Genomic DNA, 22,524 nt, shown 5'->3' with positions numbered 1-22,524 from the left:
TTCCCGAGCTCACACGTCCCGCCGCCGCACCAGGACCACCGTCACGGTGACGGCGGCGGCCGCCCACACCCCCATCGTGATCCAGGAGTCCAGCACGCTCGGCGCGTACTTGCCCATCGTGGTGGCGGAGCCGGGCCGGATGGTGAGCCGCGAGACGGTGGAGAGCGGCAGGTGGGTGCCGATCTCCTTCAGCCACCGGTAGCGGTCACCGCCGAACATCAGCGGCAGGATGAACATCACCAGCACGAGCGCCACGATCGAGGCGGTGGCGTGCCGCAGCAGCGCGCCCAGGGCCATGCCGATCAGCGCGCAGACCGGCACGATCGCCGCGTAGCCGAGGACGGCCCGCAGGCAGCCCTGGTCGGTGATGGAGACCCCGACGTGCCGGGAGGCCAGCATCGCGTTGACGGCGAAGAACGAGCCCGCCGACACCCCCGCCCCGGCGAGCGCGGTGATCCCGCCGATCAGCAGCACCTTGGCCGCGATCACGCCCCGCCGGTCCGGTACGGCGGCGAAGGTGGTGCGGATCATGCCGGTGGTGTACTCGCCGAACACGGTGATCGCACCGAGGCTGCCGGCGGCGATCGCCATCAGGTCGCCGGCGATGTTGCCGAGGCCGTGGAACAGCGGGTCGTACGGGGCGCGCTGCTCGCCGAACAGGGGCGCCTGCGGGTGGTCGATGTACGGCAGGTCGGTGTGGACGGCGTTCAGGTTGACGACGATCGCCACCAGCGAGGCGAGCGCCAGCACCCAGTACGTGGACCGCAGCGAGCGCAGCTTGATCCACTCGGCGGCGAGCAGGTCGGCGAATCGGGCGCGCGGCTCGGGGCGGGCGATGACGGTACGGCGGTCGGTCAGGGTGCTCATCGGGCTTCTCCGGCCGGGTACTCGACGCTGTCGGCGGTCAGGGACATAAAGGCGGACTCCAGGGAGGACGTCCGGGCGGTGAGTTCGTGCAGCACCACGCCGTTGCACAGGGCGAGTTCGCCGATCCGCTCGGCGGACAGCCCGGTGACGTCCAGCAACCGAGGTGCTGTGCACCGGACTTCGCCCACAGCGGCCCGCAACACCGCGGCGAACGCGTCGAGTTCGGGGGTCCGCACGGTCACCATGGAGACGGCGTTGCGGGCGGCGAACTCGGCGAGGCTCTCGTCGGCGATCAGCCGGCCGCGGCCGATCACCACCAGCCGGTCCGCGGTGTGCTCCATCTCGGCCATCATGTGGCTGGAGACGAAGACCGTCCGCCCCTCGTCCGCGAGCCGCCGGAACAGCCCGCGCACCCAGAGCACGCCCTCCGGGTCCAGCCCGTTCAGCGGCTCGTCGAAGAGCAGCACGGGCGGATCGCCGAGCAGGGCGCCGGCGATGCCGAGGCGCTGCTTCATGCCCAGCGAGTAGCCGCCGATCCGCCGCCCGGCGGCCTTGCCGAGCCCGACCTCGGCCAGCACCTCGTCGACCCGCCCGAGCGGGATCCGGTTGCTGCGGGCGAGCGCCGACAGGTGCGCCTTGGCGCTGCGCCCGCCGTGGACGTCGCCCGCGTCCAGCAGGGCGCCGACGTGCCGCAGCCCGCGCGGCCGGCCGGCGAAGGGCACGCCGTCGACGGTGACGCTCCCCTCGGTGGGGGTGTTGAGGCCCAGGATCATCCTCAGCGTGGTGGACTTGCCCGCGCCGTTGGGGCCGAGGAAGCCGGTGACGGTGCCCGGCCGGACGGTGAAGGTCAACTGGTCGACGGCCGTGGTGGCGCCGTACCGCTTGGTCAGTCGCTCGATCTCGATCACGGGGGCAACGGTGCCGGTCAGGGCCGTACTCGGGCATCGGGCAGCGGGACACAACCGGGGGCGGCCGCCCCCGCCCCCGGGATTAGTCCCGCGGGCCGATGTGCCGCCGTACGGCCCGCCGCTACCATCGCGTCATGATCATCGAACCCCGCCCGCCCCTGCTCAGGCGCCTGCCCGCCGGCGTGTGGGTGGGGGCGTTCTGGACGCTCGTCGTCGTGTTCCGGCTGTTCACCCGGCGCGACGAGCTGCGCCACCTCTTCGAGTACGAGGGCAACATCGAGGACATGCCGCTGCTGGTCACCGCGGTGGTCACCACCCTGGTCGCGGCGCTGCTGGTGCGCCTGCCGCAGGCCGCGATCGCGGCGGCGCTGGCCGGCTGCCTCTTCACCCTGGGGATGCGCAACGTCCCGGAGACCCCGGTCGTGCAGTTCCTGATCGCCGACGCCGTGGTCGGGTACACCGCGGCCACCCGCTCCCGCACGGTGTCGCTGTTCGCGGCGGCGATGCCCGTCGCCATGCTCGCCGGAATGCTGGCCTGGGGCGCCTGGAACGGGTACCCCGTCAACCCGATGGCCTACGGCGGGCTCGCCGGGACCGTCCTGATCGCCTGGCTGGTCGGCCACACCGTCCACCAGGGCCGCGCGCACGCTGAGGCCCTGCGCGGGCGGGCCACCGAACAGGCGGTGACCGCCGAACGGTTGCGGATCGCCCGAGAGTTGCACGACATGGTCGCCCACAGTATCGGCATCATCGCGATCCAGGCCGGCATGGGCAGCCGCGTCATGGACACCCAGCCCGCCGAGACCCGCAACGCGTTGAACGCCATCGAGGCCACCAGCCGGGAGACCCTGGCCGGGCTGCGCCGGATGCTCGGCGCGCTGCGGGCCGGCGAGAACGAGTCCGCTCCGCTCGAAGTAGCCCCCGGGATGGCCGAGTTGGACCGGCTGGTGGAGCGGAACGCGGGCGCCGGCGTCCGGGTCGCGGTGACCCGCGGCGGCGAGCCGCGCACCCTGCCCGCCGACGTCGACCTGGCCGCCTTCCGGATCGTCCAGGAGTCGGTCACCAACGTGCTCAAGCACGCCGGCACCCGCGACTGCCACGTCACCGTCGACTACCGGCCGCACGAATTGGCCGTCACCGTGGTCGACTCGGGCGCGGGCCGGCCGACCGCTTCCCCCGGCACCGGCTACGGCATCGCCGGCCTGCGCGAGCGGGTCGCCCTGCTGCACGGCGAGTTCACCGCCGGCCCGCGCCCCGGGGGCGGCTTCCGCGTCGCCGCCCGACTGCCGATCCCCGTGGAGGTGGGACCGTGATCCGTGTCGTTCTGGTGGACGACCAGCCGCTCATCCGCACCGGCCTGCGGGTGCTCATGGCCGACGCCCCCGACCTGGAGGTGGTCGGCGAGGCCGGCGACGGCACCGAGGCCGTCGACCTGATCACCCGGCTGCGCCCCGACGTCGCCGTGATGGACATCCGGATGCGCCCCCAGCCCGGCAGCCGGGGGGTGCCCCCGGTCAGCGACGGCATCGAGGCCACCCGCCGGATCACCGCCGATCCGGACCTGCCCACCCAGGTCCTCGTCCTCACCACCTTCGACGACGACGACTACGTCTACGGTGCGCTGCGGGCCGGCGCGAGCGGCTTCCTGGTCAAGGACCTCGCCCTGGAGACCATCCTGGACGGCGTGCGGGTGGTCGCCGCCGGCGACGCCCTGCTGGCCCCCGGCATCACCCGCCGGCTGATCGGCGAGTTCGCCGCCCGCCCCCAGCGGCCCGCCCAGCCCCGGCGGGCCCTCGCCGGCGGCGTCACCGAACGCGAGCGCGAGGTGCTGACCCTGGTCGGCCGTGGCCTGTCCAATGCCGAGATCGCCGCGGAGCTCACGATCAGTGTGGCCACCGCCAAGGCCCACGTGGCCCGGCTGTTCACCAAGCTCGACGCCCGCGACCGGGTCCACCTGGTCATCCAGGCCTACGAGTTCGGCCTGGTCGCGTCGTAGGGCGGGGCCGACACGACGGCGCCGGGGCGGGCCCCCACGGCCCACCCCGGCGCCTACCCCTGGGTGTGTCTACGCCCTGATCGTCAGGGGACGATCGCGTGCGAGATCTGGCAGGCGCTCACCGCGTTCGACCAGGTGCCCTGCATGGCGAAGGAGCCGGTCGCGAAGGCCACGTTCTGCGAGCCGCCGGTGCCACCGACACCCTTCCAGGCGCACTTGTCGGCGTTCTCGGCGCCGGACGAGTCGGTCCAGCCGCCGGCCGGGTTCTGGTCGGTGATGGTCTCCGAGTACTCGTGGCCGTACACCATGGTCACGCCGTCCAGCAGGCCCGCACTGCCGCTGTTGACGTAGTTCTGGCCGCAGGAGGTGCCCATGTCGGTCACGTACGGGTCGTTGGTGAACGCCAGGTCGCCGTACGGGGAGGAGGCCGCGCCACCGCTCAGCGTGGTGTCGCCGTTCCAGTCGTGCCAGGCGCAGAAGTTGCCGGTCGAGGTGTTGAAGCCGTCCGGGTGGGTGCCGGTCGGGGACAGCACGACGTACTGCGCGTTGCGGTTGGACGCGGCCGTGGTGTTGCCGAAGTGCCCGGCGCCCTTGATCGCCTCGTTGGCGATCTGGTTGCCGGTGGCGTTGCTCGGGGCGGAGGCCGAGGTGTCCACCCAGACGCCGGCCAGCGCGCCGCCGGTCGGGTAGCCGACGTGCGCGGCGGTCGACGGGCAGCTGGTGGCGCCCTTGGTGATGCCCTCGCAGTACTGCGTCATGACGCCGGACCAGGTCTCGTTGTTGGTGCCGAGGCCCTTGAACAGCTGCTGCGCGCGGACGGCCTCGCCCGACGGGTCACCGGAGAGGGTGGTGTACCCGTTGGCGTCGGTGCCCTGGGTGCCCCACTGGGAGCCCCAGAAGATCAGGTAGACCTTCGGCGCGCCGGTGGTGACACCGATGCCGTCGACACCGCCGCCGTACTTCAGGTTCGTGGTGCGCTGGGCGGCGGCGGAGTTGGCATTGGCGTGCTCGGCGCTCTCCCTGGTGGGGACGGCGCCGTGCCGGTAGGGGTGGGACTGCCCGGCGAACTCGCTGCCCGGCTGGTCGGCCTGGGCGGCCGGGGCGGCGGCGAATCCGGCGGTGGCGAGCGCCAGCGCGCCGAGCCCGGTCAGGGCCCGGGTGCGCATCCGGCGGGAGGTGGGGGACATGCCCATCGTGAGGGTTCCTCTCTGATGCCGACCGCACGTCGGTAGGGCGCGGCGGCGGCACTGTGGGGACGAAGGGGAGTGCGACGACGGCAGGCCGGAGCAGCGGACCGGCCGTCACGGCCGGTCAGCGACGTTGGGGATGGGGAGCCGGTTTCACCGTCGACGGCCGGAAGCAAAGCAGAGCCGCCGAAACCGGGTCAACGACGTCGAGAGTAAGACCAACCCCAAGGAAGGCCCCCACGGACGTAATGAACGTCAAAAGCTCCCAGTTGGGGCCTGGTTGATGCGCGTAGCAAAGCCGATTATCAACAGTTTCCAGGACCTTCTACACCGTATTCCGCGCCGGGAACGCACCGTCACGGCACCGTGACCTCGCCGATCCGCACGATCCGCCCGTGCGAGTCCAGCACCACGTCGTAGGCGTTGCCGTGGCAGCCCCACGGGTCCGCCGGGTCGCGTTCGGCCAGGCAGTCGTTGAGGTGGGTGATCAGGTCCTCCAGCGGGACGGACCTGGCCGGGTCGTCGTGCGGGCGGTCGACCAGGGTGGCGGTCACGCCGGCCGCCGCGAAGCCGTAGTGGACGGGGGTGCCGGTGGGGGCGTAGCGGGCCGGGTCGCAGGTGTAGCGGGCGGGTTGGGCGGTGAGCTCGGCGGGGCCGGCGGCGACGACGACCAGGACCTCGTGGCCGGGGCTCTGCGCGGGAGCCGTGCAGTCGGCGGCGGCCCGGGCGGGCCCGGCGGCGGTCGAGGCGGCGGAGTCGGCGGACGACTCGGAGGAGGGCTCGGAGGAGGGTTCGGAGGAGGGTTCGGCGGCGGGGGAGTAGCCCTCCTCGTCCTCCTCCGCGAGGAAGTCCTCGTCGTCGAGGAAGTCGTCCGCGCCCTCGTCGGCGACCGCCGCGGCCGAGGCGGCGGCCACCGCCGGCCCGGAGTCGGCGGGCGTACAGCCGGACAGCACGGCTGCGGTGCCGCAGGCCAGCAGGGCGGCGGCGAGGAGGTTGCGGGGCACGGCCATGGCACAAGTCTCCCCGGGCGGCGGAGGAAGTCGGTACTCGGGTTACACGACCGGCGCCCGGACCGCAGTTCCCGCCCGGCGCCAGCGCGAAACCTCCTCCCCGTCCCGCTCTGGACAAGCCCTCCCCCGCCGGACGTGCGGATCCGGCGGGGGAGGGAGCTGTTGAGCCGCCGTCAGGCCGCCACCGTCCGCGGTCCCTCGTACGCCTGGCGCAGCCGCTCCTGCGCCTCCGCGCCCATCTCCAGGTGGTCGAGCCCGAGCAGGGCCGCTCCCAGGACGGGCGGTGCGACGACGACCCGCGGTTCGGCCAGCGGCGCGGCCTTCGCGAGGCGGGCCGTCAGGTTGTCGAGCAGCAGCGGTTGCCGGGAGGCGAGCACGCCGCCGCCCAGGACCACCGGGGCCGGGGAGTCCAGCAGCCCCAGGCGTCCCAGCGCGACGACGGCCAGCCGGACGATCTCGTCGGCCTGGCGGTCGATCAGCTCCAGCGCGACCCGGTCCCCGTCGCCGGCGACCGCGAACAGCACCCGGACGAGCTCGTGCAGCCGCGCGCTCGGCAGCTGCCCGAGGTGGACGGCCTCGGCGACGGCGCCGGCGGTGGGCAGGCCGAAGTGCTCGGCGATGGCCGGGGCGAGGGCGGTGGGCCCGCCGCGGCCGTCCTCCGCGCGGACGGCGTGCCACATGCTGGTGATGGCCAGGCCGGAGCCGCCGCCCCAGTCGCCGGTGAGTTCGCCGAGGGCGGGGAAGCGGGCGGTGCGGCCGTCCGGGAGGAGGCCGACGCAGTTGATCCCGGCGCCGCAGACGACGGCGACCCCGCGCGGGCTGTCGGTGCCGGCTCTGAGCAGGCCGAAGGTGTCGTTGGCGACGGTGTTGCTGACGCCCCAGGGGTGGGATTCGAGGGCGTCGCGCAGCGCTTGTTCCTCCACCGGCAGGTCGGCGTTGGCGAGGCAGGCGCTGACGTGGCTGGTGAGCACGCCGTCCCAGCCGGGGTGGCCGGCCTGGGCGGCGGCCTGTTCGACCAGCGGGGCGAGGCCGGCGACGGCTGCGGCGCCGCCGATCTTCTGGGGTTCGAAGCCGCCGCCGCGGGCGGTGCCGAGGATGCTGCCGTCGGCGCCGATCAGGGCGACGTCGGTCTTGGAGTTGCCCGCGTCGATGGCGAGTACGCCGGGCAGGAGTGGTTCGGGCTGGTGGGTCATCGGTTCCCCGCGGCTCGTACGTGGCCCGGCCGTCAGTCGCGGCCGGGTGCCCGGCCGGTCAGTCGGCGGCCGGTGCGGCCCGGCCGGTCAGTCGGCGGCCGGGGGTGGACGGTCTCCTCGCGACGTGCCGGCCCGCGTCCCGCTCGGAAGCGCGGGCCGGGCACGTCGTGGGCCGGGTCAGGCCCAGGCGAGGTGCTCGCGGTTGTGGGCGAGCAGTCGGTCCGTGAGCCGGTCGGCGAGTTCGATCTGGCCGACCAGCGGGTGGGCGAGCAGGGCGTCGAAGACCCGGTCGCGGCCGCCGTGCAGGGCGGCGTCGAGGGCCAGGTGCTCGTACGCGGTGACGGCGGCGACGAGCCCGGCGTACAGCGGTTCCAGCGGGCGCTGCGGCAGCGGGCGCACGCCCGCCGCGTCGACCTCGGCCGGCACCTCGATGACGGCGTCGTCGGGCAGGAAGGGCAGCACGCCGTCGTTGCGGGTGTTGACCACCTGGACGGAGGTGCCGCCGCCGGTCCCGAGCAGTGCCGCGATCAGCTGGACGGCGGCCTCGGAGTAGAAGGCGCCGCCGCGCTTGCCGAGCAGTTCGGGCTTGGTGTCGAGGGTCGGGTCGGCGTACAGCTCCAGCAGCTGCCGTTCGATCTCGGCGACGTGGGCGGCCCGCGAGCCCTGTTCCCTGAGCTCGGCGACCACCGCGTCGTGCTGGTAGAAGTACCGCAGGTAGTAGGACGGTACGACGCCGAGCCGTTCGATGACGGCCTGCGGCAGGTGCAGGTCCTCGGCGATCTCCTTGCCGAAGCCGCCGAGCAGGTCCGGCAGCACCTCCCGCCCGCTCGCGGAACCCGGGGCGTCCAGCAGCGTCACCCCGCGCTCCCAGGTCAGGTGGTTCAGCCCGACGTGGTCGAGCCGGACCAGCTCCGGGTCCACCCCGAGGTGCACGGCGAACTTGCGCTGGAAGCCGATGGCGACGTTGCACAGACCGACGGCCTTGTGGCCGGCGGTCTGCAGCGCCCGGGTGACGATGCCCACCGGGTTGGTGAAGTCCACGATCCAGGCGTCCGGGTTGGTCCGGCGGACCTGCTCGGCGATGTCGAGGACCACCGGGACGGTGCGCAGCGCCTTGGCGAGCCCGCCGGCGCCGGTGGTCTCCTGCCCGACGCAGCCGCACTCCAGCGGCCAGGTCTCGTCCTGGTTGCGCGCCGCCTGCCCGCCGACGCGCAGTTGCAGCAGGACGGCGTCGGCGTCGGCGACCCCGGCGGCCAGGTCGGTCGTCACGGTGACCACCGCGCCGTGCCCCTGCCGGGCGAAGATCCGCCGGGCGAGCCCGCCGATCAGCTCCAGCCGCTCGGCGGCCGGGTCGATCAGCACCAGTTCGCTGATCGGCAGGGTGTCACGCAGCCGGGCGAAGCCGTCGATCAGTTCCGGGGTGTACGTCGAACCACCGCCGACGATGGCCAACTTCAGTGCGGACATCAGCCCTTGACCCCTGTCAGTGTCACGCCTTCGATGAAGGCCTTCTGAGCGAAGAAGAAGAGGACGATCACCGGCGCCATCACCAGCAGGGTGGCGGCCATGGTGAGGTTCCAGTTGGTGTGGTGCGCGGCCTTGAACGACTCCAGGCCGTAACTGAGCGTCCAGGCCCCGCGGTTGTTGCTGGCGTAGATCTGCGGGCCGAAGTAGTCGTTCCAGCAGTAGAAGAACTGGAACAGTGCGACCGCGGCGATGGCCGGCTTGGCCATCGGCAGGACGACCCGCAGCAGGGTGCGCAGGTCGCCGCAGCCGTCGATGCGGGCGGCCTCGATGTACTCCTTGGGGATGGTCAGCAGGAACTGGCGCAGCAGGAAGATGGAGAACGCGTCGCCGAAGGCCATCGGGATGATCAGCGGCCAGAGCGAGCCGCTCATGCCCATCTGCTTGGCCCAGAACAGGTACATCGGGATGACGGTGACCTGCGGCGGCAGCATCATCATCGCGATGACGGCCATCAGGGCCAGGTTGCGGCCGCGGAAGCGGAACTTGGCGAGCGCGTAGGCGACCGGCAGGCTGGAGACGATGGTCAGCAGGGTGCCGAGCCCGGCGTAGAGCAGGGTGTTGCGCCACCAGGTGAGGAAGCCGGGGGTGTCCCAGACCTTGCTGTAGTTGCCCCACTGCCAGCTGGCGGGCCAGTAGTCGGTGGTGAGCGCCTGCTGGTCGGTCATCACCGAGGTGAGGAAGACGAAGACGAAGGGCAGCAGGAAGAACAGCGCGGCGGCGACGGCCAGCGCGTGCACGGCCACCCAGTTGAGCAGGGCGCGGCGCCGGGCGGCCCGGGCGGCGGGGCCGCCGGGGCGGGAGCGGCCGGTGCGGGAGCGGGAGGGGCCGGTCGGGGCCGGCGCCGTGGTGAGCGTGTTGCCGAGAGTCATGATCAGGTCCTCACTGGCCCGCTAGTCGTCGCTCGCCAGGAAGCCGGAGCGGCGGCGGAGCAGGATCGAGGTGACGGCCATCGAGATGGCGAACAACACCAGGGCGACGACGCAGGCCGCGCCGTAGTTGAAGCGCTGGAAGCCGAGGTTGTAGACCATCTGCGGCAGCGTCCAGGTGGAGCCGTTGGGGTAGCCGGGCTCGAACTGCTGGCCGGAGTTGCCCGCGATGCCGCTGGCGACCTTCCCGGCGACGATGGCCTGGGTGTAGTACTGCATGGTCTGGATGACGCCGGTGACCACCGCGAACATGATGATCGGCGAGATGTTCGGCAGCGTGACGTACCGGAACCGCTGGAAGGGCCCGGCGCCGTCCAGTTCGGCGGCCTCGTACTGCTCCTTGGGGACGTCCAGCAGCGAGGCCATGAAGATGACCATCAGGTCGCCGACGCCCCACATGGCGAGCAGGGTGAGCGCGGGCTTGGACCAGTCCGGGGAGGCGAACCAGCCGGGCTGCGGCAGGCCGAGCTCGCCGAGCAGGTGGTTGACCGGGCCGGTGCCGGGGTTGAACAGGAAGGCGAAGGCGACGGTCGCGGCCACCGGCGGGGCCAGGTACGGCAGGTAGAAGAGCGTGCGGAAGAAGCCCGCGCCGGTCTTGACCTTGGTGATGAGCATCCCGACGCCGAGGCCGAACAGGACCCGCAGGCTCACCATGACGACGACCAGCCACAGGGTGTTGCGCAGGCCCTGCCAGAAGGTCGGCAGCTGGTTGACGACGTAGTCCCAGTTCTTCAGGCCGTTGAAGGTCGGCGAGCCGAAGCCGTTGTACTGGGTGAAGGAGAAGTAGGCGGTGGAGACCAGCGGGTAGACGAAGAAGACGCTGAAGCCGATCAGCCAGGGGGAGAGGAAGGCGAGGGTGCGGACCGCCTCCCGGCGGCGCTTGCGGCGCAGCAGGTGCTGCGCGGCGGGCGCCGCCGGGCCGGTCGGGCCGGCATCCCGGGAGGTGCTTCCCTTGCGGGTGCCGAACGCGAGTGACATGGGAGCTCCGTGGGCCGTTCGCGGCGCTTACTTGGCCTGGGCGATGTCGGTGTCGATCTGCTTGGCCGTGGCGGTCAGCCCGGCCTGCAGGTCGGTCTGCTTGCCGGACTCGTAGTCGTAGCCCAGGTTCTGCAGGGAGACGATGTAGCCGCCGCCGTTGACGGCCGGCGGGGTGGTGCCGGAGTTCGGGTTCTTGGCGACGTCCAGGAACGTCCTGAAGTTGTCGTCGGCGACGAGCTTCGGCGAGTCGAGCGCCTCGAAGGTGCTGGGTACGTTGTGGATCGCGTTGGCGAAGCTGACGACCGCGTCGGTGTCGGTGGTCAGGTACTTGACGAACTCCCAGGCGGCGGCCTGCTTCCGGCTGGTGCTGGCGATGCCGACGATGGTGCCGGTCTGGTAGCCGCGGCCGTAGGTGTCCGCCTGGTCGTCCGGGACGGGGAAGGCGGCGGTGGCCCACTCGAAGCCGGGCTTGTTCTCGGCGAGCGAGGCGGTGCGCCACTCGCCGTCGATGGCCATCGCGACCTGGCCGGTGTGGAAGGGGTTCTTGGCGCTGAACTCCTCGCCGAAGGTCGAGCGGAACCTGTCCAGCTTGGCGTAGCCGCCGAGCTGGTCGACCAGGCCCTTCTGCCACTTGAGCATCGCGGCGACCTTCGGGTCGGTGGCGATGGTCGACTTGCCGTCGGCACCGAAGTAGGAGGCGCCGTACTGGCCGAGGTAGTGCTCGGTGGTGGACTCGTAGCCGTGGTAGAGCGGCATGAAGCCGAGCTGCTTGTACGAGTCTCCGTCGGCCTGGGTCAGCTTGACGGCGTCCTCGGCGAACTCGCTGAAGGTCTTGGGCGGGTGGGCGATGCCGGCGTCGGCGAAGGCCTTCTTGTTGTAGTACAGGCCGTACGCGTCGCCGAGCAGCGGCAGCGAGCACTGGTTGCCCTGGAACTGCGTGTAGTTGAGCATCGCGGCCGGGAAGGTCTTGGCCGGGTCGATGCCGCTCTTCTGCAGCAGCGGCTTGAGGTCGGTGAAGGCCTTGGTGGAACAGAACATGCCGACGTTGTTGGTGGTGAAGGAGGACACCACGTCGGGCGCGTCGTCGCCGCCGGCCCGCAGCGCCTGGTTGACCTTGTCGTCCGGGACGTTGCCGACGGCCTTGACGTGGATGTTGGGGTGGGACTTCTCGAAGGCGGCGATGTTGTCGTTGATCGCCTTGGTCTCGTTGTCCTGGCTCCAGCCGTGCCAGAAGGTGATGGTGACGTCCTTGCCGCTCGCCGAGTCGTCGGTGCCGCCCGAGTCGCTGGACCCGGTGCAGGCGGTGGCGAGCAGGGCCAGGACGGCGCTGCCGGCGACGGCGACGATCGTGCGGCGGCCTCTGCGGGAGGTGGTGGCGTGCACTTCGAGGTCCTCCTGGGGGGTGCGCGGGCAGGCGTCATTGCCTCGGGCCCGCGTTCGGGGGTCGGGAGAGGGGGTGCAGGTGGGTGCAGGTGCGGGGAGCGTCAGTGGGCGGGTCAGTGGGTGGAGAAGACCGCCTCGCGGGCGTCGGACAGGGCCCGCTGCAGGGCGCCGAGCAGGACCGGTGAGCCGGGCAGGGCGCTGCTGCGGACCTCCGGTCTGGCGATGGAGATCCGGGCCAGCTCCTCCTCGACCAGCGCGCGCAGCCGTTCCCCGCCCGCGCTCGGCACCGCCCCGGAGAGGACCACCAGCTCGGGGTCGACGACGGAGACGATCACGGCCAGGCCGACGGCGAGCCGCCCGGCCAGCTCGGCGAGGAGGTCGTCGCCGGCGCCCGGGGTCGCCAGGGCCTTGGCGATCGACTCCTGCGCGGTGGGCGCGCCGAGCCCGTGCTCGCGGGCCAGCGCCCGGACGGCGGATGCGCCGACGAGGGCCTGGAACCCGCCGAACTTGCGCCGCCGGGCGTCCCATTCGACGGGGGAGTCCGGCACCGGCATGTAGCCGACCTCCCCGGCGCCGCCGGTGAACCCGCGGTGCAGCCGCCCGGCGATCACGATCGCGGCGCCGACCCCCGCCTCGGCCCAGAGCAGGACGAAGTCCTCGAAGCCGGCCGCCGCACCGGAGGCCTGCTCGGCGACGGCGGCCAGGTTGACGTCGTTCTCGATCGACACCGGCGCACCGATCGCCTCGGTCAGCTCCTCGACCAGCCGCGGGGAGTGCCAGCCGGGCAGGTGGGAGGCGTAGCGCAGCTTGCCGGTGACCGGGTCGGGAGCGCCGCCGACCCCGATCGCGACGGTGCGCAGGCTGCCCTCGGCGAGCCCGGCGGCCCGTACCGCCTCGGCCACTGCGGCCGCCACTCTCGGTACGGTCTCGGCGGCCGGGACACCCTTGCTGGTCACGGTGTGCTCGGCCAGCGTGGCGCCGGTGATGTCGGCGACCGCGACCCGGATCCCGCTGTTGGTGACGTCCAGCCCCGCGACGTACCCGGCGGCCGGATTCACCTGGTACAGCTGCGCGTTGGGCCCCGGCCCGCCCGCCGTGGTGCCGACCGGCAGCACCAGCCCGGCCGCCTCCAGCCGGGCCAGCAGCTGGGAGGCGGTGGGCTTGGACAGCCCGGTCAGCGTGCCGATCTGGGTGCGGGACAGCGGCCCGTTCTCCAGCAGCAGTTCCAGGGCGGCGCGGTCGTTGATGGCCCGCAGGAGGCTCGGCGTACCGGCGAGGGGGGCCTTGGAGGTGCTCTTGGTCATGCCCGGCATCCTCCCCTCCCGACCGATCGACGTGAACTGTTAGGAAACTTTCCAGTTGCTTGGCACAGGACCGTACGGGCCGCGTCAGCGGAGTGTCAATGGTCGGCGCAGCCGAGGATGCCGAAGCGTTACGGGCAGCAAGAGGCCACCCACCCACCCACCCACCCACCCACCCACCCACCCACCCACCCACCCACCCACCCACCCACCCACCCACCCACCCACCCACCCATTCCGCGACGAACCTCCAACACGGCGGGCTCATTGAGGTTGAGCAGCGGAAAAACGAACACTTGAAAAACGGCTGGGCTCGCGTCCAAGGGGCGCGAGCCCAGCCAATATCGGATACCCCACCCACCTGCCCCGCCGGAAATGCGCAATCGGCGGCCCCGGCCAGAGTGGCCGGGGCCGCCGGCGCCAGAGCTGGGGAGCGCTCCCCTCTGGCCTAACCCACAATCGCCGCGATGGGCGGGTGGCCCGGCCGACAACGGCCGGGCCACCCGAACCAGGGAAAGCAAGCGATCAATGCGAACCGGGCGGCCGAAAGTCAGGCGGCTTCGGATTGGTTCATCGCGGCAGCTCTCGGTTGCGCGAGCCAGACCAGTCGCGAAGTGATTCCCGGGCGCCCGGCGAAATGGCGCAAGACTCGATCAGGGGACGCCAGGGTCATGCGCGCCCGTCCGTCGACGCTGATCACGTGCGTCGGCCCGGGATCATCGACGAGCCCCCAGGCCACGACCCACCCATCGGCGTCCGCGAAGCCCTCGCCGCACACCTGGACGACGGCGAACATCCGAGGCGCGGTGTCCAGTACGAGCCCGCACAGCTCCTGGTCGAAGGTCGGGTCGGCCGACAGTCGAGGCGTGACCGGGCGGGGGTTTTGCGAGTGCTCAGCAGTCATGGATGTCCTTAGGAATGTAGCGCCGTGATGTCGGCGGCCAGTTGAGAACAACTGGCCGCCGACACCACGACTCATCGCCCGCCGCCCACACTCGGTTGAGCGGGTTGGGTGGGCAGGGGTGCCGCGGATGGGGTTCTCGCTCCTGCCTTGTGGTGATGGGGGCTCGGGGGGTCAGAAGGGGCGCGAGTGGGCGAGATCTGCTGGCTGACCCTCCGTAGTCCTGCACTCACAGCATGTCCCCTGACTATGTTTCAGTGCAACCCATACGACGGGTGAAATGAAAACATTCACTTCGAATGTGATTTCGGGTGCGTTGCACCCACTTGTGTGGTGGCGTGCAGGCTCGTCGGACGGGCACACTGACCCACTGATACGCAGAAGGGCATCCGTCATGGCTACAAGTGAGCGAGTACCGACCGTGCGTCAGCGTCGCATCGCCGCAGACCTTCGACGTCTGCGCGAGAGGAAGGGGCTGTCAGCCGAGCAGGTTGTCAGCAAGGTCCCCGGTCTCAACCTGCCGAAGCTCAGCCGCTATGAGAACGCTCGTTCAGGAGTCAAACCGGAGATCGTCGAGGCGCTGCTCGACCTCTACGAGTGCGATGAGGGACTGCGCGAAGTCCTGTTGGAGATCGCCCGTCAGAAGGACCAGCGCGGTTGGTGGAAGGGCTACAGCGACACCATCAATCCGCTCTACACCGATCTGATCTCGATGGAAGCGCAGGCCGTTGAGATCAAGGCATTCGAGCTGACCTTCGTCCCGGGTCTTCTCCAGACGCCCGATTACGCGACCGCGATCATCTCCAGACTCTCCGCTGTGTCCACGGGCGTGGACGCCATGGTCGATGTCCGGATCGCGCGACAGCGGGTGCTCACCAGGATGGAGAACCCAGTGAAGCTGTGCGCCGTCATCCACGAGTCGGCCCTGGCCATAAACGTCGGCGACGACGTGATGCGAGAACAGCTCAGCCGGCTCGTGAAGATGAGCCGCCTGCCGAACGTCCACATCCAGGTCATGCCGGCGACCGCCCGGCCGAACCGAGGATTCAACGGCGCGTTCACGCTCCTTGAGTTTCCACAACGCGCCCTCGACATCGTGCTGACGCCAGGCATGGTCCGCAGCAGCTGGGTCGAGGACCCAGCGGAGGTGGACATCTACCGAGGCAGCTTCCACGAGATCATGGCCGCGGCCCTGAACGTGGACGACTCCCTTGAATTCATCACCCAGAAGAGGGACGAACTTCCATGACCATCGCGAATGCATCCACCCTGAACGTGACCTGGAGGAAGTCCAGCCGAAGCAACGAACAGGACAACTGCGTCGAGTTCGCCTTCCCGGCCGGCCAGGGGTCGTTCGTTCGGGACTCGAAGGACCCCGAGGGGCCTGCCCTGGCCCTGACCGCCGAGGCACACGCCACCTTCATCGCAGCGGCGGCTTACGGCGAGTTCGACTTCGGGCTCGTCTGACAGCACGCCCAAAATGGCTGCGGTCCGGCGCAGATGAAGTGCGCCGGACCGCGCTTGCTGTTCTACCCCGCCCTCTCGCTGATCTACCAGAGGGACGTCCAGTGGCTGGCTTCATACGCCCCGAGCAGGCTGGGAGCGTATCCTCTACGACTTCGTCAGGTTTGTTCGGGTCGTCCACCGGTGCCGGCTTTCGACAAGCGGCCGACCCTAGGACAACGGGTCCAAGAAGAGCAGGTGACACGCCCAACCGCCGCTGGGACTGCAGCAGTCGGTGCGGGCCCAGCCCACCCGACAGGGCGGAGTCCGACACCGCGGACAGCATCACCTTAGGCCGTGTCACCGTCACCCTGCCTCGCCTGGACGAGCCGGGCCTGTACCTGCCCAGCGTCACTTCCCGGGACTCCACCCGGGGTATCCTCCAGGACTTCCAGCTCGGCTGCCCCGACCGTACGGCCTGGTGCCATCTGGTCCTACAAGGACGCAAGCTCGGCGGCTCGCTGGGCGAGTTCGGGGGCACCGGGGATTCCTCGCCTGCTGTAGACAGCCATGGTCGAGTGCACCGTCCTCAGCTCCTTCCTGTTGCGGTCGGACGCCACGCCGTCCATGAGGTCCAGGCACTGGTTCCACAGGATCACGGCCTCCTCGTGACGGTGCTGGGCGGCCACGGACTTGGCGAGGTTCGCAAGGGTCAGGCCGCGAACCCGCTGGTACGTCGACACTACGCGGCCCTCCAGCGCCGCACGGTAGTGCCGTTCGGCGGCCCGGTGCTCCTTCATCTCGGTCAGGGTCTTGCCGGTGTGCGATGCCACGGTGGCCGCGACCGGGCCGGAGGCGGCGGCGTAGGAGGGAACGCCGTCGTCGCCGGCGAGCATGGCGTCCTCGGCGGCCAGGAGCGCCCCGGCGGCGTTCTTGCTCTGGCCGCTCGCTCCGTAGGCCCGGGCGGCTGTCACCAGCAGCAGCGCTTCTGTCTTCTGGTCGACCTTCCCTTGGGCGCGTGACAGCGCAGCCTCGGCCAGTTCGGCGCAGTGCGTGGTCTGGTTCAGGTCGAGAGCCTGGTGGGTGAGGGCGCGCATCATCCAGGCCCCGTGACCTGCGGGGTCGGACTCGCAGGCGAGTTGGTAGCCGAGCAGGTAGAACCTCTGAGCGGCGCCCTCGCGGCCGAGGTCGTGGCACTTCCATCCGACCAGGGTCGCCAGCTCGGCCGCCGCCCCGTATGCGCTCCTCCGGACCTCCTCGGACGGGAACGTGGCCTGGAGCATCGGCACGACGGCGTCCGCCAGGTAGGACGACACGGTGGACAGGCCGTGGCCGCCGCCCAGCCTCTCGTCGGCCGTCCTGAACATCTCAGTGAGCTGCCGGACGGTGTGCACCTCCTCGGCTCCGGCCCTGCGGCCGCCCTGTGCGGTCCGCAGGGCGGCGGCGACGGTCTGGTGGTCGTAGGTGAGCGGGAGCCCGACTGTCGCGGTGGAAAAGGCGAGAGCGAGGAAGTCGCGACGGTGGAGCATGACAAGTCTCCCGAGGTCGGCAGCGGTTGCCAGAGGATCAGGGGCCATGGCCTCCCCGATGGCCGGGAAGCCTAGACCGATCTCGGCGGTCGTCACCTTCCGCTTCGCCATTCTCGTCAAAGCCTCGGCAAGGTAGGTCGCCGTTCTGCCTGTCGGAGTACCACCCCTCACCCAGGAGAGCACGGCCGACCGTGAGGTGTGCAGCGTCTCCCCGGCCTCCGCCGCGACGTTGCGGACCACCTTGGCCAGGGCTTCGTACGTACACCCGGCTTCCTCGATGACGGCCGCCAGCTGCCGGTTCGGTCCCTTACGTCCAGTCAACTCACGCTCCCAGCGCCGATCTTGAACAGGTTGAACGGGATGAGCGGGCCATCGCCGTACCGCCTGAGCGTGGCAGACGGTTCACTGACTGCACATACCCGCACTTCAGAGGAGGTCCCTCATGGCCGGCGTGTTCTTCGACCCGCGCCTGCGCGAGCTGACCGGCGCCGGCGTGCTGGTCACCGGTGGCGGTGGCCTGGTGGGCAGCCGCATCGTCGCCCAGCTTGCCGCGTTGGGGGCCAAGCCGATCGTCCTGGACCGGTTCGACGCCTACCCGAATCCCGTTCGCGACCTGTTCCAGGTGGACCAGCACAGCGTCCAGGTCGTTCTCGGCGACGTGCGCGAGCGGGCCACCGTGACGTGGCTCGCGGGCCGCGCGGACTACGTGATCCACGCCGCCGCGTACGCCGACGTCGCTGCCTGCACGCGCCGGCCCGACACCGCGTTCGCCGCCAATCTGCACGGCACTCAGACCATCCTGGACGCGGTGACGGCCTCGTCGGTGAAGCGGCTGGTGTTCGTGTCCTCCGCCTCCGTGTACGGCGACGGCATCCCCATGCAGGACGGTGCAGCTCGGTTCGCCGAGGACCAACCGCTGACCCCAATCTCGGTTTACGCCAACACTAAGTTGTGGGGCGAGCACCAGGTGCGCCTGATGCTCGGCGGCAGCGGCACGGAGTACTCGATCGTCCGGTACTTCTCGGTCTACGGTGACCCGCAGATTCCCAAGCCCCACTCGCACTCCTGGATGGTGCCGTGGCTGGCCCTGTCCGCCCACACGGGTCGGCCGATGCGGCTCAACGGCGGCGGCCACCAGGTGCGCGACATGGTCCACGTCGAGGACATCGCGCACGCCACCCTCCTCGCCCTCGTCACCGACCAGGCCGCCGGACAGACCATCAACATCGGCACCGGGATCCCCACCTCGGTCCGGCGGATCGCCGAGCTGATCGCCACCCACTACCCCTGCGCTGCGTTCGTCGACACGCCGATGCCCGAGGGTGACCCGCGCGGCGGCTGTGCCGACACCCGCCGGGCCACCGACCTGCTCGGCTGGCGTCCCACGATCGCCCTCGCCGAGGGCATCGATCGCTACGTGAACTGGCTCAGGACCACGCCAAACGCCATCCCTGACTGGTTCACCGCCCCGACCGCCGCCGCTCTGGCCGCCTGAACGAAGGGACCACTTCCATGCGCGTCGTGCTGCTCGGCGGAGCCGGATACATCGGCTCCGTCGCCTCCCACCACCTTGTCTCCCTCGGCCACCACGTCACCGTCGTGGATGGCCTGATCTACAACCGCGGGGACGACCCCGGCCTGCTCCTGCCCAACGCCGCCACGTTCGTCCACGGCGACCTGCGCGACTCCGACCTGCTGGCCAGGGCCTGCGACAGCGCGGACGTCATCGTGCACCTGGGTGGGATTGTCGGTGAACCGGCCTGCCGGCTGGATGAGGAACTGGCCGTCGAACTCAACTACGCTGCCCCGATGCTCGCCGCCGAGGTCGCTGCTGGCGCCGGTGTCGGCCAGTACGTGTTCTTCTCCTCCTGCAGTGTCTACGGCGAGCGCGGGGGCACCGTGGACGAGGACACCGAGCCCAACCCGCTGGGGATCTACGCCCGGACCAAGGTTCTCGCCGAACGGCGCCTTCCTGAAGTCCTCGACGGTGTCGCCAGGTTGACGAGCCTTCGGCTGGCGACCGTCCACGGCTCCTCGCCCCGCCAGCGTCTGGACTCCGTGGTCAACTCCATGGCGTCGCGCGCCGTCGCCACCGGGCGCATCCCGCTCAACGGTGGCGCCCAGCGCCGCCCGCTCGTCCACGTCCGCGACGTCGCCCAGGTGCTCGCCGCGGTCCTGGAGGGCGACCTGATCGGGGCGTGGAACGTTGGCAGCGACGAGGAGAACCACACCATCGCCGACATCGCCGAGACCGTGGCCGCCATCGTGCCCGGATCGAAGATCCAGCGCGGTCCGGAGCGGGACGAGACCGATGCCCGCGACTACCAGGTCAGCTTCGCCCGCCTGGCGCGCCACATCCCCGGGGCTTGCTCCACCCCCCTCAAGGACGGCGTGCGGGAGATCGCCGACCTCCTCGCCAGCCGCAAGATCACCGACCCGAACGAGCCCCAGTACGACAACCATCGGGGCCTGGCGGACGCCTTCACCGCGGGCGAGGTGCGGACCCTTCGCACACCCGCGTGCCAGCGGTACCGGTCCGAGTACACCGCCGCGTGGGGGCAGTCATGACGACGGCTGCAACATTCCTGCCGTGGAACCGTCCCTTGCTCGGGCAGGAGGAGGAAGCCGAGGTGCTGGACACCCTGCGCTCGGGCTGGCTCACAGCCGGCCCGAAGGCGACCCGGTTCGAGGCGGCGGTGAAGGACGCCCTCGGGGTGGAGGAGGCGTTCGCCGTCTCCTCGTGCACCGCCGCCCTCCACCTCGCCCTGCTGGCGGCCGGGATCAAGGCGGGCGACGAGGTGATCACGCCGAGCCTGACCTTCTGCGCGGCCCCGAACGCCATCGTCCAGTGCGGCGGCACCCCGGTGTTCACGGAGATCGATCCCGTCACCTACAACCTCGACCCGGAAGCGGCCGAGAAGGCGATCACCTCCGGGACAAAGGCCATCGTGGTCATGCACTACAGCGGCCAGCCCTGCGACCTCCTGGCCTTCCGCAAGCTCGCCGACGACCACGGTCTGCTGCTGATCGAGGACGCCGCCCACGCCCTGTACGCCTGGCGCGACGGCGTGCGGGCGGGCAGCGTCGGCGACCTGGCGGTGTTCTCCTTCTACGCCAACAAGGTCATCACCTGCGGCGAGGGCGGGATGATCGTCGGCCGCAGCGACATCGTCCAAGCCGCCCGCCTGCTCGGTCGGCATGGCATCGACTCCTCCGTGTGGCAGCGGCACGGTAAGCGCCGCACCGCCGACTACGAGGTCACCGTGCCGGGCCTGAAGTACACGATGCCGGATATCACCGCCGCGGTCGGCCTCCAGCAGTTTCGGAAGCTCGCCGACTTCACCGCGCGCCGGGCCCAGATCGCCGCCTCCTACGACCGGTCCTTGGCAGGCCTTCCAGGGCTGCGGCTGCCGACCGTTCTGGACGGCGTCCGGCACGGCTGGTTCCTCTACCCCGTCCTGATCGACCCGGCCGGCGGCCGGACCCGGGACACGGTGGCCGGCACCCTCCTGGACGAGCACGGGATCGGCACCAGCGTGCACTTCCAGCCGGTCCACCGCCTCGCCGCCCACCGCTCCCCGGACTGCCACCTGTCCGTGACCGAGCAGATTGCCGCCCGGCAGCTGTCCCTGCCCTGCTACCCGGCCATGACCAGCACGGACGTGCAGCGCGTCATCGACGCCATCCACGCCGTTTGGACCTGACTGCGCCGGGCCGGACGTCAGAACACCGGCGGCCGGCCCAGCTTCGCCATCCGCCATACCGTGCTCCACCGCATCGGACGACGCGGAGGACATGCGGTGCGGACTCCCTCGAAGAAGCCGGACCACCACGCCCTGAGACCGGACAGCGGCGGTCGGCGGACCAGCGCGTACAGCGCCCAGGAGGTGAGGTAGACAGGCACGAGGGCCGCAGGAAGGTGGCGCTTGGCCAGCCAGACCCGGTTCCGCGCCGTCATCCGGTAGTAGGCGGCGTGCCGGGCCGGGTCGGTGCGGGGATGCTGCAGCACCATGTCGGCGCGGTAGTCGATGTGCCAGCCCGCGTCCAGCGCGCGCCAGGCGAAGTCGGTCTCCTCGTGCGCGTAGAAGAACGGGGCGGGGAAGTCGCCGACCTGGTCGATCACGCTCATGCGGATGGCGTGACCGCCGCCCAGGAACGTGGTGACCGGTCCGGACTGCATCGGATCGCTGGCGCCGAGGCGGGGCACGTGGCGGCGCTGGGTGAACCCGGTCTCGTCCGCGATCCGGAAGGACACGATCCCCAGCCGCGGGCCCTGCTCGAAGGCTTCACGGATCAGCCGGAAGGTGTCGGTGCGAGGCAGCAGGCCGTCGTCGTCCAGGACGACCAGCACGTCCGTGCCGCCCAGCTCGCGCAGCCGCTCGACGCCGGCGTTGCGGCCCCCGGGGATGCCGAGGTTCTCCGGCAGCTCCACGGCGTCCACCCAGTCCGGCAGCTCGGGCAGCTTCACGCCCTGCCCGAGCACGACGGTCCGAACGCCGCTGTCGCCGCCCTCCTGGGCCCGTACCGAGTCCAGCAGCGCCATCAGCTCCGCAGGCCGGTTCCCCATCGTCAGCACCACCACGCCCAGCGTGACGCCCATCGCACCCGACCTCATCAGGAATCGTTCATGATCTCGCCGACACCGCAGCCCGGGAAGACGCCGCTGCGCGCGCTGGCCAAAGCAGGCCGGCTCCCGGACCACCAGTACATGGACCGGACCACGCTGGCCTGGATCGCCGGTAACCGTCCCACCGGTCCGGGTGTCCGGGCCACCATGCCACACCGTCCGCTCCTGCTGGTACCCGAAGGCTCCTGGTTCGCCCGTAGGGAGGCGGTCGACTCCATCCACGGCGTCCGGCACGGTGCCCGGGTCGCGCTCCTGGTGCAGTTCCTCGCCCACGATCACGGCATCGACCCCGGCCGCACACAGGCCCTTGCCGTCTCGGCGGCCTGCCACGACTGCCGACGCCACCACGACCGCGACGACCCGGGCCACGGACAGCGCGCCGCCCGCTGGCTCGCCGAGCACACCGCCACCGTGGCCTCCGCCCTCGGCACCCGTCCCACGCCCGAGGCGATCACGGCCGTCGCCCTTCACGACGTCGCCCACCACGCTTTCACGGACGACCGGGCGAGCGCCTACCGGCAGCACCAGGACGCGGTGGACCTCCTCAAAGGCGCCGACGCCCTCGACCGCTACCGGCTGCCCCTCGCCCGCTGGTGGCCCGACCCCAAGCAGTTTCGCCTGCCCGTCCCCGCCTGGCTCCACCTGCTCGCCCACGACCTGGTGGTCCACAGCGAACAGGCGCGCCTCGACGGAGCCACCGACGCCTTGGCGCTGGAGCACGCGCTCCGCGTCACGCTGTCCGAGTAGG

Annotated in this window: 21 protein-coding genes; 8 read left to right on the top strand and 13 right to left on the bottom strand. The window is 71.1% G+C overall.

The features are described from left to right. Positions 1-9 precede the first annotated feature (9 nt). Together CRP52_RS08990 and CRP52_RS08985 are read right to left on the bottom strand one after the other, a co-directional pair. Complete coding sequence (locus CRP52_RS08990) at positions 10-867, bottom strand: ABC transporter permease (RefSeq protein ID WP_097235917.1); 858 nt, start codon at positions 865-867, stop codon at positions 10-12. Then, positions 864-1,775, bottom strand: coding sequence for an ABC transporter ATP-binding protein (locus CRP52_RS08985; protein ID WP_097235916.1), 912 nt, complete (start codon positions 1,773-1,775; stop codon positions 864-866). Before CRP52_RS08985 ends, CRP52_RS08990 begins: the two co-directional genes overlap by 4 nt. Before the next feature lie 134 nt (positions 1,776-1,909). Here CRP52_RS08985 and CRP52_RS08980 point away from each other — a divergent pair, with 134 nt between their 5' ends. Both CRP52_RS08980 and CRP52_RS08975 read left to right on the top strand, forming a co-directional pair. Further along, positions 1,910-3,088, top strand: a complete 1,179-nt coding sequence (locus CRP52_RS08980) for a sensor histidine kinase (RefSeq protein ID WP_097235915.1) — start codon at positions 1,910-1,912, stop codon at positions 3,086-3,088. 56 nt (positions 3,089-3,144) lie between these two features. After that, positions 3,145-3,771 (top strand): LuxR C-terminal-related transcriptional regulator, encoded by a 627-nt coding sequence (locus tag CRP52_RS08975; RefSeq protein ID WP_373560549.1) that lies wholly within the window; start codon positions 3,145-3,147, stop codon positions 3,769-3,771. A gap of 83 nt (positions 3,772-3,854) precedes the next feature. On the opposite strand, the gene CRP52_RS08970 is transcribed toward CRP52_RS08975, so the two are convergent. The 9 genes from CRP52_RS08970 to CRP52_RS08925 form a co-directional block, all read right to left on the bottom strand. Continuing rightward, positions 3,855-4,964 (bottom strand): hypothetical protein, encoded by a 1,110-nt coding sequence (locus tag CRP52_RS08970; protein WP_218893081.1) that lies wholly within the window; start codon positions 4,962-4,964, stop codon positions 3,855-3,857. Between the two features lie 350 nt (positions 4,965-5,314). Further along, complete coding sequence (locus CRP52_RS40400; RefSeq protein WP_097235914.1) at positions 5,315-5,968, bottom strand: hypothetical protein; 654 nt, start codon at positions 5,966-5,968, stop codon at positions 5,315-5,317. Positions 5,969-6,141: 173 nt separating this feature from the next. Continuing rightward, positions 6,142-7,161 (bottom strand): N-acetylglucosamine kinase, encoded by a 1,020-nt coding sequence (locus CRP52_RS08960; RefSeq protein ID WP_097235913.1) that lies wholly within the window; start codon positions 7,159-7,161, stop codon positions 6,142-6,144. A 177-nt stretch (positions 7,162-7,338) separates the two neighbouring features. Continuing rightward, positions 7,339-8,619, bottom strand: coding sequence for a 6-phospho-beta-glucosidase (locus CRP52_RS08955; protein ID WP_097239947.1), 1,281 nt, complete (start codon positions 8,617-8,619; stop codon positions 7,339-7,341). An 8-nt stretch (positions 8,620-8,627) separates the two neighbouring features. Beyond that, positions 8,628-9,557, bottom strand: a complete 930-nt coding sequence (locus CRP52_RS08950; protein WP_097235912.1) for a carbohydrate ABC transporter permease — start codon at positions 9,555-9,557, stop codon at positions 8,628-8,630. Positions 9,558-9,578: 21 nt separating this feature from the next. Continuing rightward, positions 9,579-10,592, bottom strand: coding sequence for a carbohydrate ABC transporter permease (locus CRP52_RS08945; protein WP_097235911.1), 1,014 nt, complete (start codon positions 10,590-10,592; stop codon positions 9,579-9,581). 27 nt (positions 10,593-10,619) lie between these two features. Continuing rightward, a complete protein-coding gene (locus CRP52_RS08940; protein ID WP_097235910.1) occupies positions 10,620-11,975 on the bottom strand; it encodes an ABC transporter substrate-binding protein in 1,356 nt (451 codons plus the stop codon). 113 nt (positions 11,976-12,088) lie between these two features. Continuing rightward, a complete protein-coding gene (locus CRP52_RS08935; protein WP_097235909.1) occupies positions 12,089-13,279 on the bottom strand; it encodes an ROK family transcriptional regulator in 1,191 nt (396 codons plus the stop codon). 547 nt (positions 13,280-13,826) lie between these two features. Then, positions 13,827-14,180 (bottom strand): hypothetical protein, encoded by a 354-nt coding sequence (locus CRP52_RS08925; protein ID WP_257032373.1) that lies wholly within the window; start codon positions 14,178-14,180, stop codon positions 13,827-13,829. 418 nt (positions 14,181-14,598) lie between these two features. Here CRP52_RS08925 and CRP52_RS08920 point away from each other — a divergent pair, with 418 nt between their 5' ends. Then, on the top strand, positions 14,599-15,426 hold the full coding sequence (locus CRP52_RS08920) for a helix-turn-helix domain-containing protein (protein WP_179852730.1): 828 nt from the start codon (positions 14,599-14,601) through the stop codon (positions 15,424-15,426). Further along, positions 15,423-15,644 carry a DUF397 domain-containing protein gene (locus CRP52_RS08915; RefSeq protein WP_097235906.1) on the top strand — a complete coding sequence of 74 codons (222 nt, stop codon included), beginning with the start codon at positions 15,423-15,425 and terminating at the stop codon, positions 15,642-15,644. Before CRP52_RS08920 ends, CRP52_RS08915 begins: the two co-directional genes overlap by 4 nt. A gap of 470 nt (positions 15,645-16,114) precedes the next feature. Here CRP52_RS08915 and CRP52_RS08910 read toward each other — a convergent pair whose 3' ends face one another. Next, the gene (locus tag CRP52_RS08910; RefSeq protein WP_097235905.1) at positions 16,115-17,470 is read right to left on the bottom strand and encodes a transcriptional regulator; all 1,356 of its coding nucleotides are present in this window, start codon (positions 17,468-17,470) and stop codon (positions 16,115-16,117) included. Positions 17,471-17,591: 121 nt separating this feature from the next. Here CRP52_RS08910 and CRP52_RS08905 point away from each other — a divergent pair, with 121 nt between their 5' ends. Genes CRP52_RS08905 through CRP52_RS08895 form a run of 3 tightly spaced genes read left to right on the top strand, consistent with a single transcriptional unit; the run spans position 17,592 to position 20,853 of the window. Next, complete coding sequence (locus CRP52_RS08905) at positions 17,592-18,644, top strand: NAD-dependent epimerase/dehydratase family protein (RefSeq protein WP_097235904.1); 1,053 nt, start codon at positions 17,592-17,594, stop codon at positions 18,642-18,644. Positions 18,645-18,661: 17 nt separating this feature from the next. Beyond that, positions 18,662-19,717 (top strand): NAD-dependent epimerase/dehydratase family protein, encoded by a 1,056-nt coding sequence (locus tag CRP52_RS08900; protein ID WP_097235903.1) that lies wholly within the window; start codon positions 18,662-18,664, stop codon positions 19,715-19,717. A 35-nt stretch (positions 19,718-19,752) separates the two neighbouring features. Further along, complete coding sequence (locus tag CRP52_RS08895; protein ID WP_257032372.1) at positions 19,753-20,853, top strand: DegT/DnrJ/EryC1/StrS family aminotransferase; 1,101 nt, start codon at positions 19,753-19,755, stop codon at positions 20,851-20,853. Positions 20,854-20,870: 17 nt separating this feature from the next. On the opposite strand, the gene CRP52_RS08890 is transcribed toward CRP52_RS08895, so the two are convergent. Further along, a complete protein-coding gene (locus CRP52_RS08890; RefSeq protein ID WP_097235901.1) occupies positions 20,871-21,749 on the bottom strand; it encodes a glycosyltransferase family 2 protein in 879 nt (292 codons plus the stop codon). A 27-nt stretch (positions 21,750-21,776) separates the two neighbouring features. Here CRP52_RS08890 and CRP52_RS08885 point away from each other — a divergent pair, with 27 nt between their 5' ends. Then, a complete protein-coding gene (locus CRP52_RS08885; protein ID WP_097235900.1) occupies positions 21,777-22,523 on the top strand; it encodes a hypothetical protein in 747 nt (248 codons plus the stop codon). The last annotated feature ends 1 nt before the right edge of the window (position 22,524 follow it).

Origin of the sequence: Streptomyces sp. 1331.2 (assembly GCF_900199205.1) — a bacterium.
Lineage (GTDB): Bacteria > Actinomycetota > Actinomycetes > Streptomycetales > Streptomycetaceae > Kitasatospora.
The sequence above is the reverse complement of the archived record's forward strand: the minus strand, read 5'-3'. Positions and strand labels throughout refer to the sequence as shown.

Excerpts from the sequence above, each read along its gene's own strand:
- CRP52_RS08990 (WP_097235917.1), bottom strand. The coding sequence starts at position 867 with ATGAGCACCCTGACCGACCGCCGTACCGTCATCGCCCGCCCCGAGCCG.
- CRP52_RS08980 (WP_097235915.1), top strand. The coding sequence starts at position 1,910 with ATGATCATCGAACCCCGCCCGCCCCTGCTCAGGCGCCTGCCCGCCGGC.
- CRP52_RS08975 (WP_373560549.1), top strand. The coding sequence starts at position 3,145 with ATGGCCGACGCCCCCGACCTGGAGGTGGTCGGCGAGGCCGGCGACGGC.
- CRP52_RS08970 (WP_218893081.1), bottom strand. The coding sequence starts at position 4,964 with ATGGGCATGTCCCCCACCTCCCGCCGGATGCGCACCCGGGCCCTGACC.
- CRP52_RS40400 (WP_097235914.1), bottom strand. The coding sequence starts at position 5,968 with ATGGCCGTGCCCCGCAACCTCCTCGCCGCCGCCCTGCTGGCCTGCGGC.
- CRP52_RS08960 (WP_097235913.1), bottom strand. The coding sequence starts at position 7,161 with ATGACCCACCAGCCCGAACCACTCCTGCCCGGCGTACTCGCCATCGAC.
- CRP52_RS08950 (WP_097235912.1), bottom strand. The coding sequence starts at position 9,557 with ATGACTCTCGGCAACACGCTCACCACGGCGCCGGCCCCGACCGGCCCC.
- CRP52_RS08945 (WP_097235911.1), bottom strand. The coding sequence starts at position 10,592 with ATGTCACTCGCGTTCGGCACCCGCAAGGGAAGCACCTCCCGGGATGCC.
- CRP52_RS08935 (WP_097235909.1), bottom strand. The coding sequence starts at position 13,279 with ATGACCAAGAGCACCTCCAAGGCCCCCCTCGCCGGTACGCCGAGCCTC.
- CRP52_RS08925 (WP_257032373.1), bottom strand. The coding sequence starts at position 14,180 with ATGACTGCTGAGCACTCGCAAAACCCCCGCCCGGTCACGCCTCGACTG.
- CRP52_RS08915 (WP_097235906.1), top strand. The coding sequence starts at position 15,423 with ATGACCATCGCGAATGCATCCACCCTGAACGTGACCTGGAGGAAGTCC.
- CRP52_RS08905 (WP_097235904.1), top strand. The coding sequence starts at position 17,592 with ATGGCCGGCGTGTTCTTCGACCCGCGCCTGCGCGAGCTGACCGGCGCC.
- CRP52_RS08900 (WP_097235903.1), top strand. The coding sequence starts at position 18,662 with ATGCGCGTCGTGCTGCTCGGCGGAGCCGGATACATCGGCTCCGTCGCC.
- CRP52_RS08890 (WP_097235901.1), bottom strand. The coding sequence starts at position 21,749 with ATGGGCGTCACGCTGGGCGTGGTGGTGCTGACGATGGGGAACCGGCCT.
- CRP52_RS08885 (WP_097235900.1), top strand. The coding sequence starts at position 21,777 with ATGATCTCGCCGACACCGCAGCCCGGGAAGACGCCGCTGCGCGCGCTG.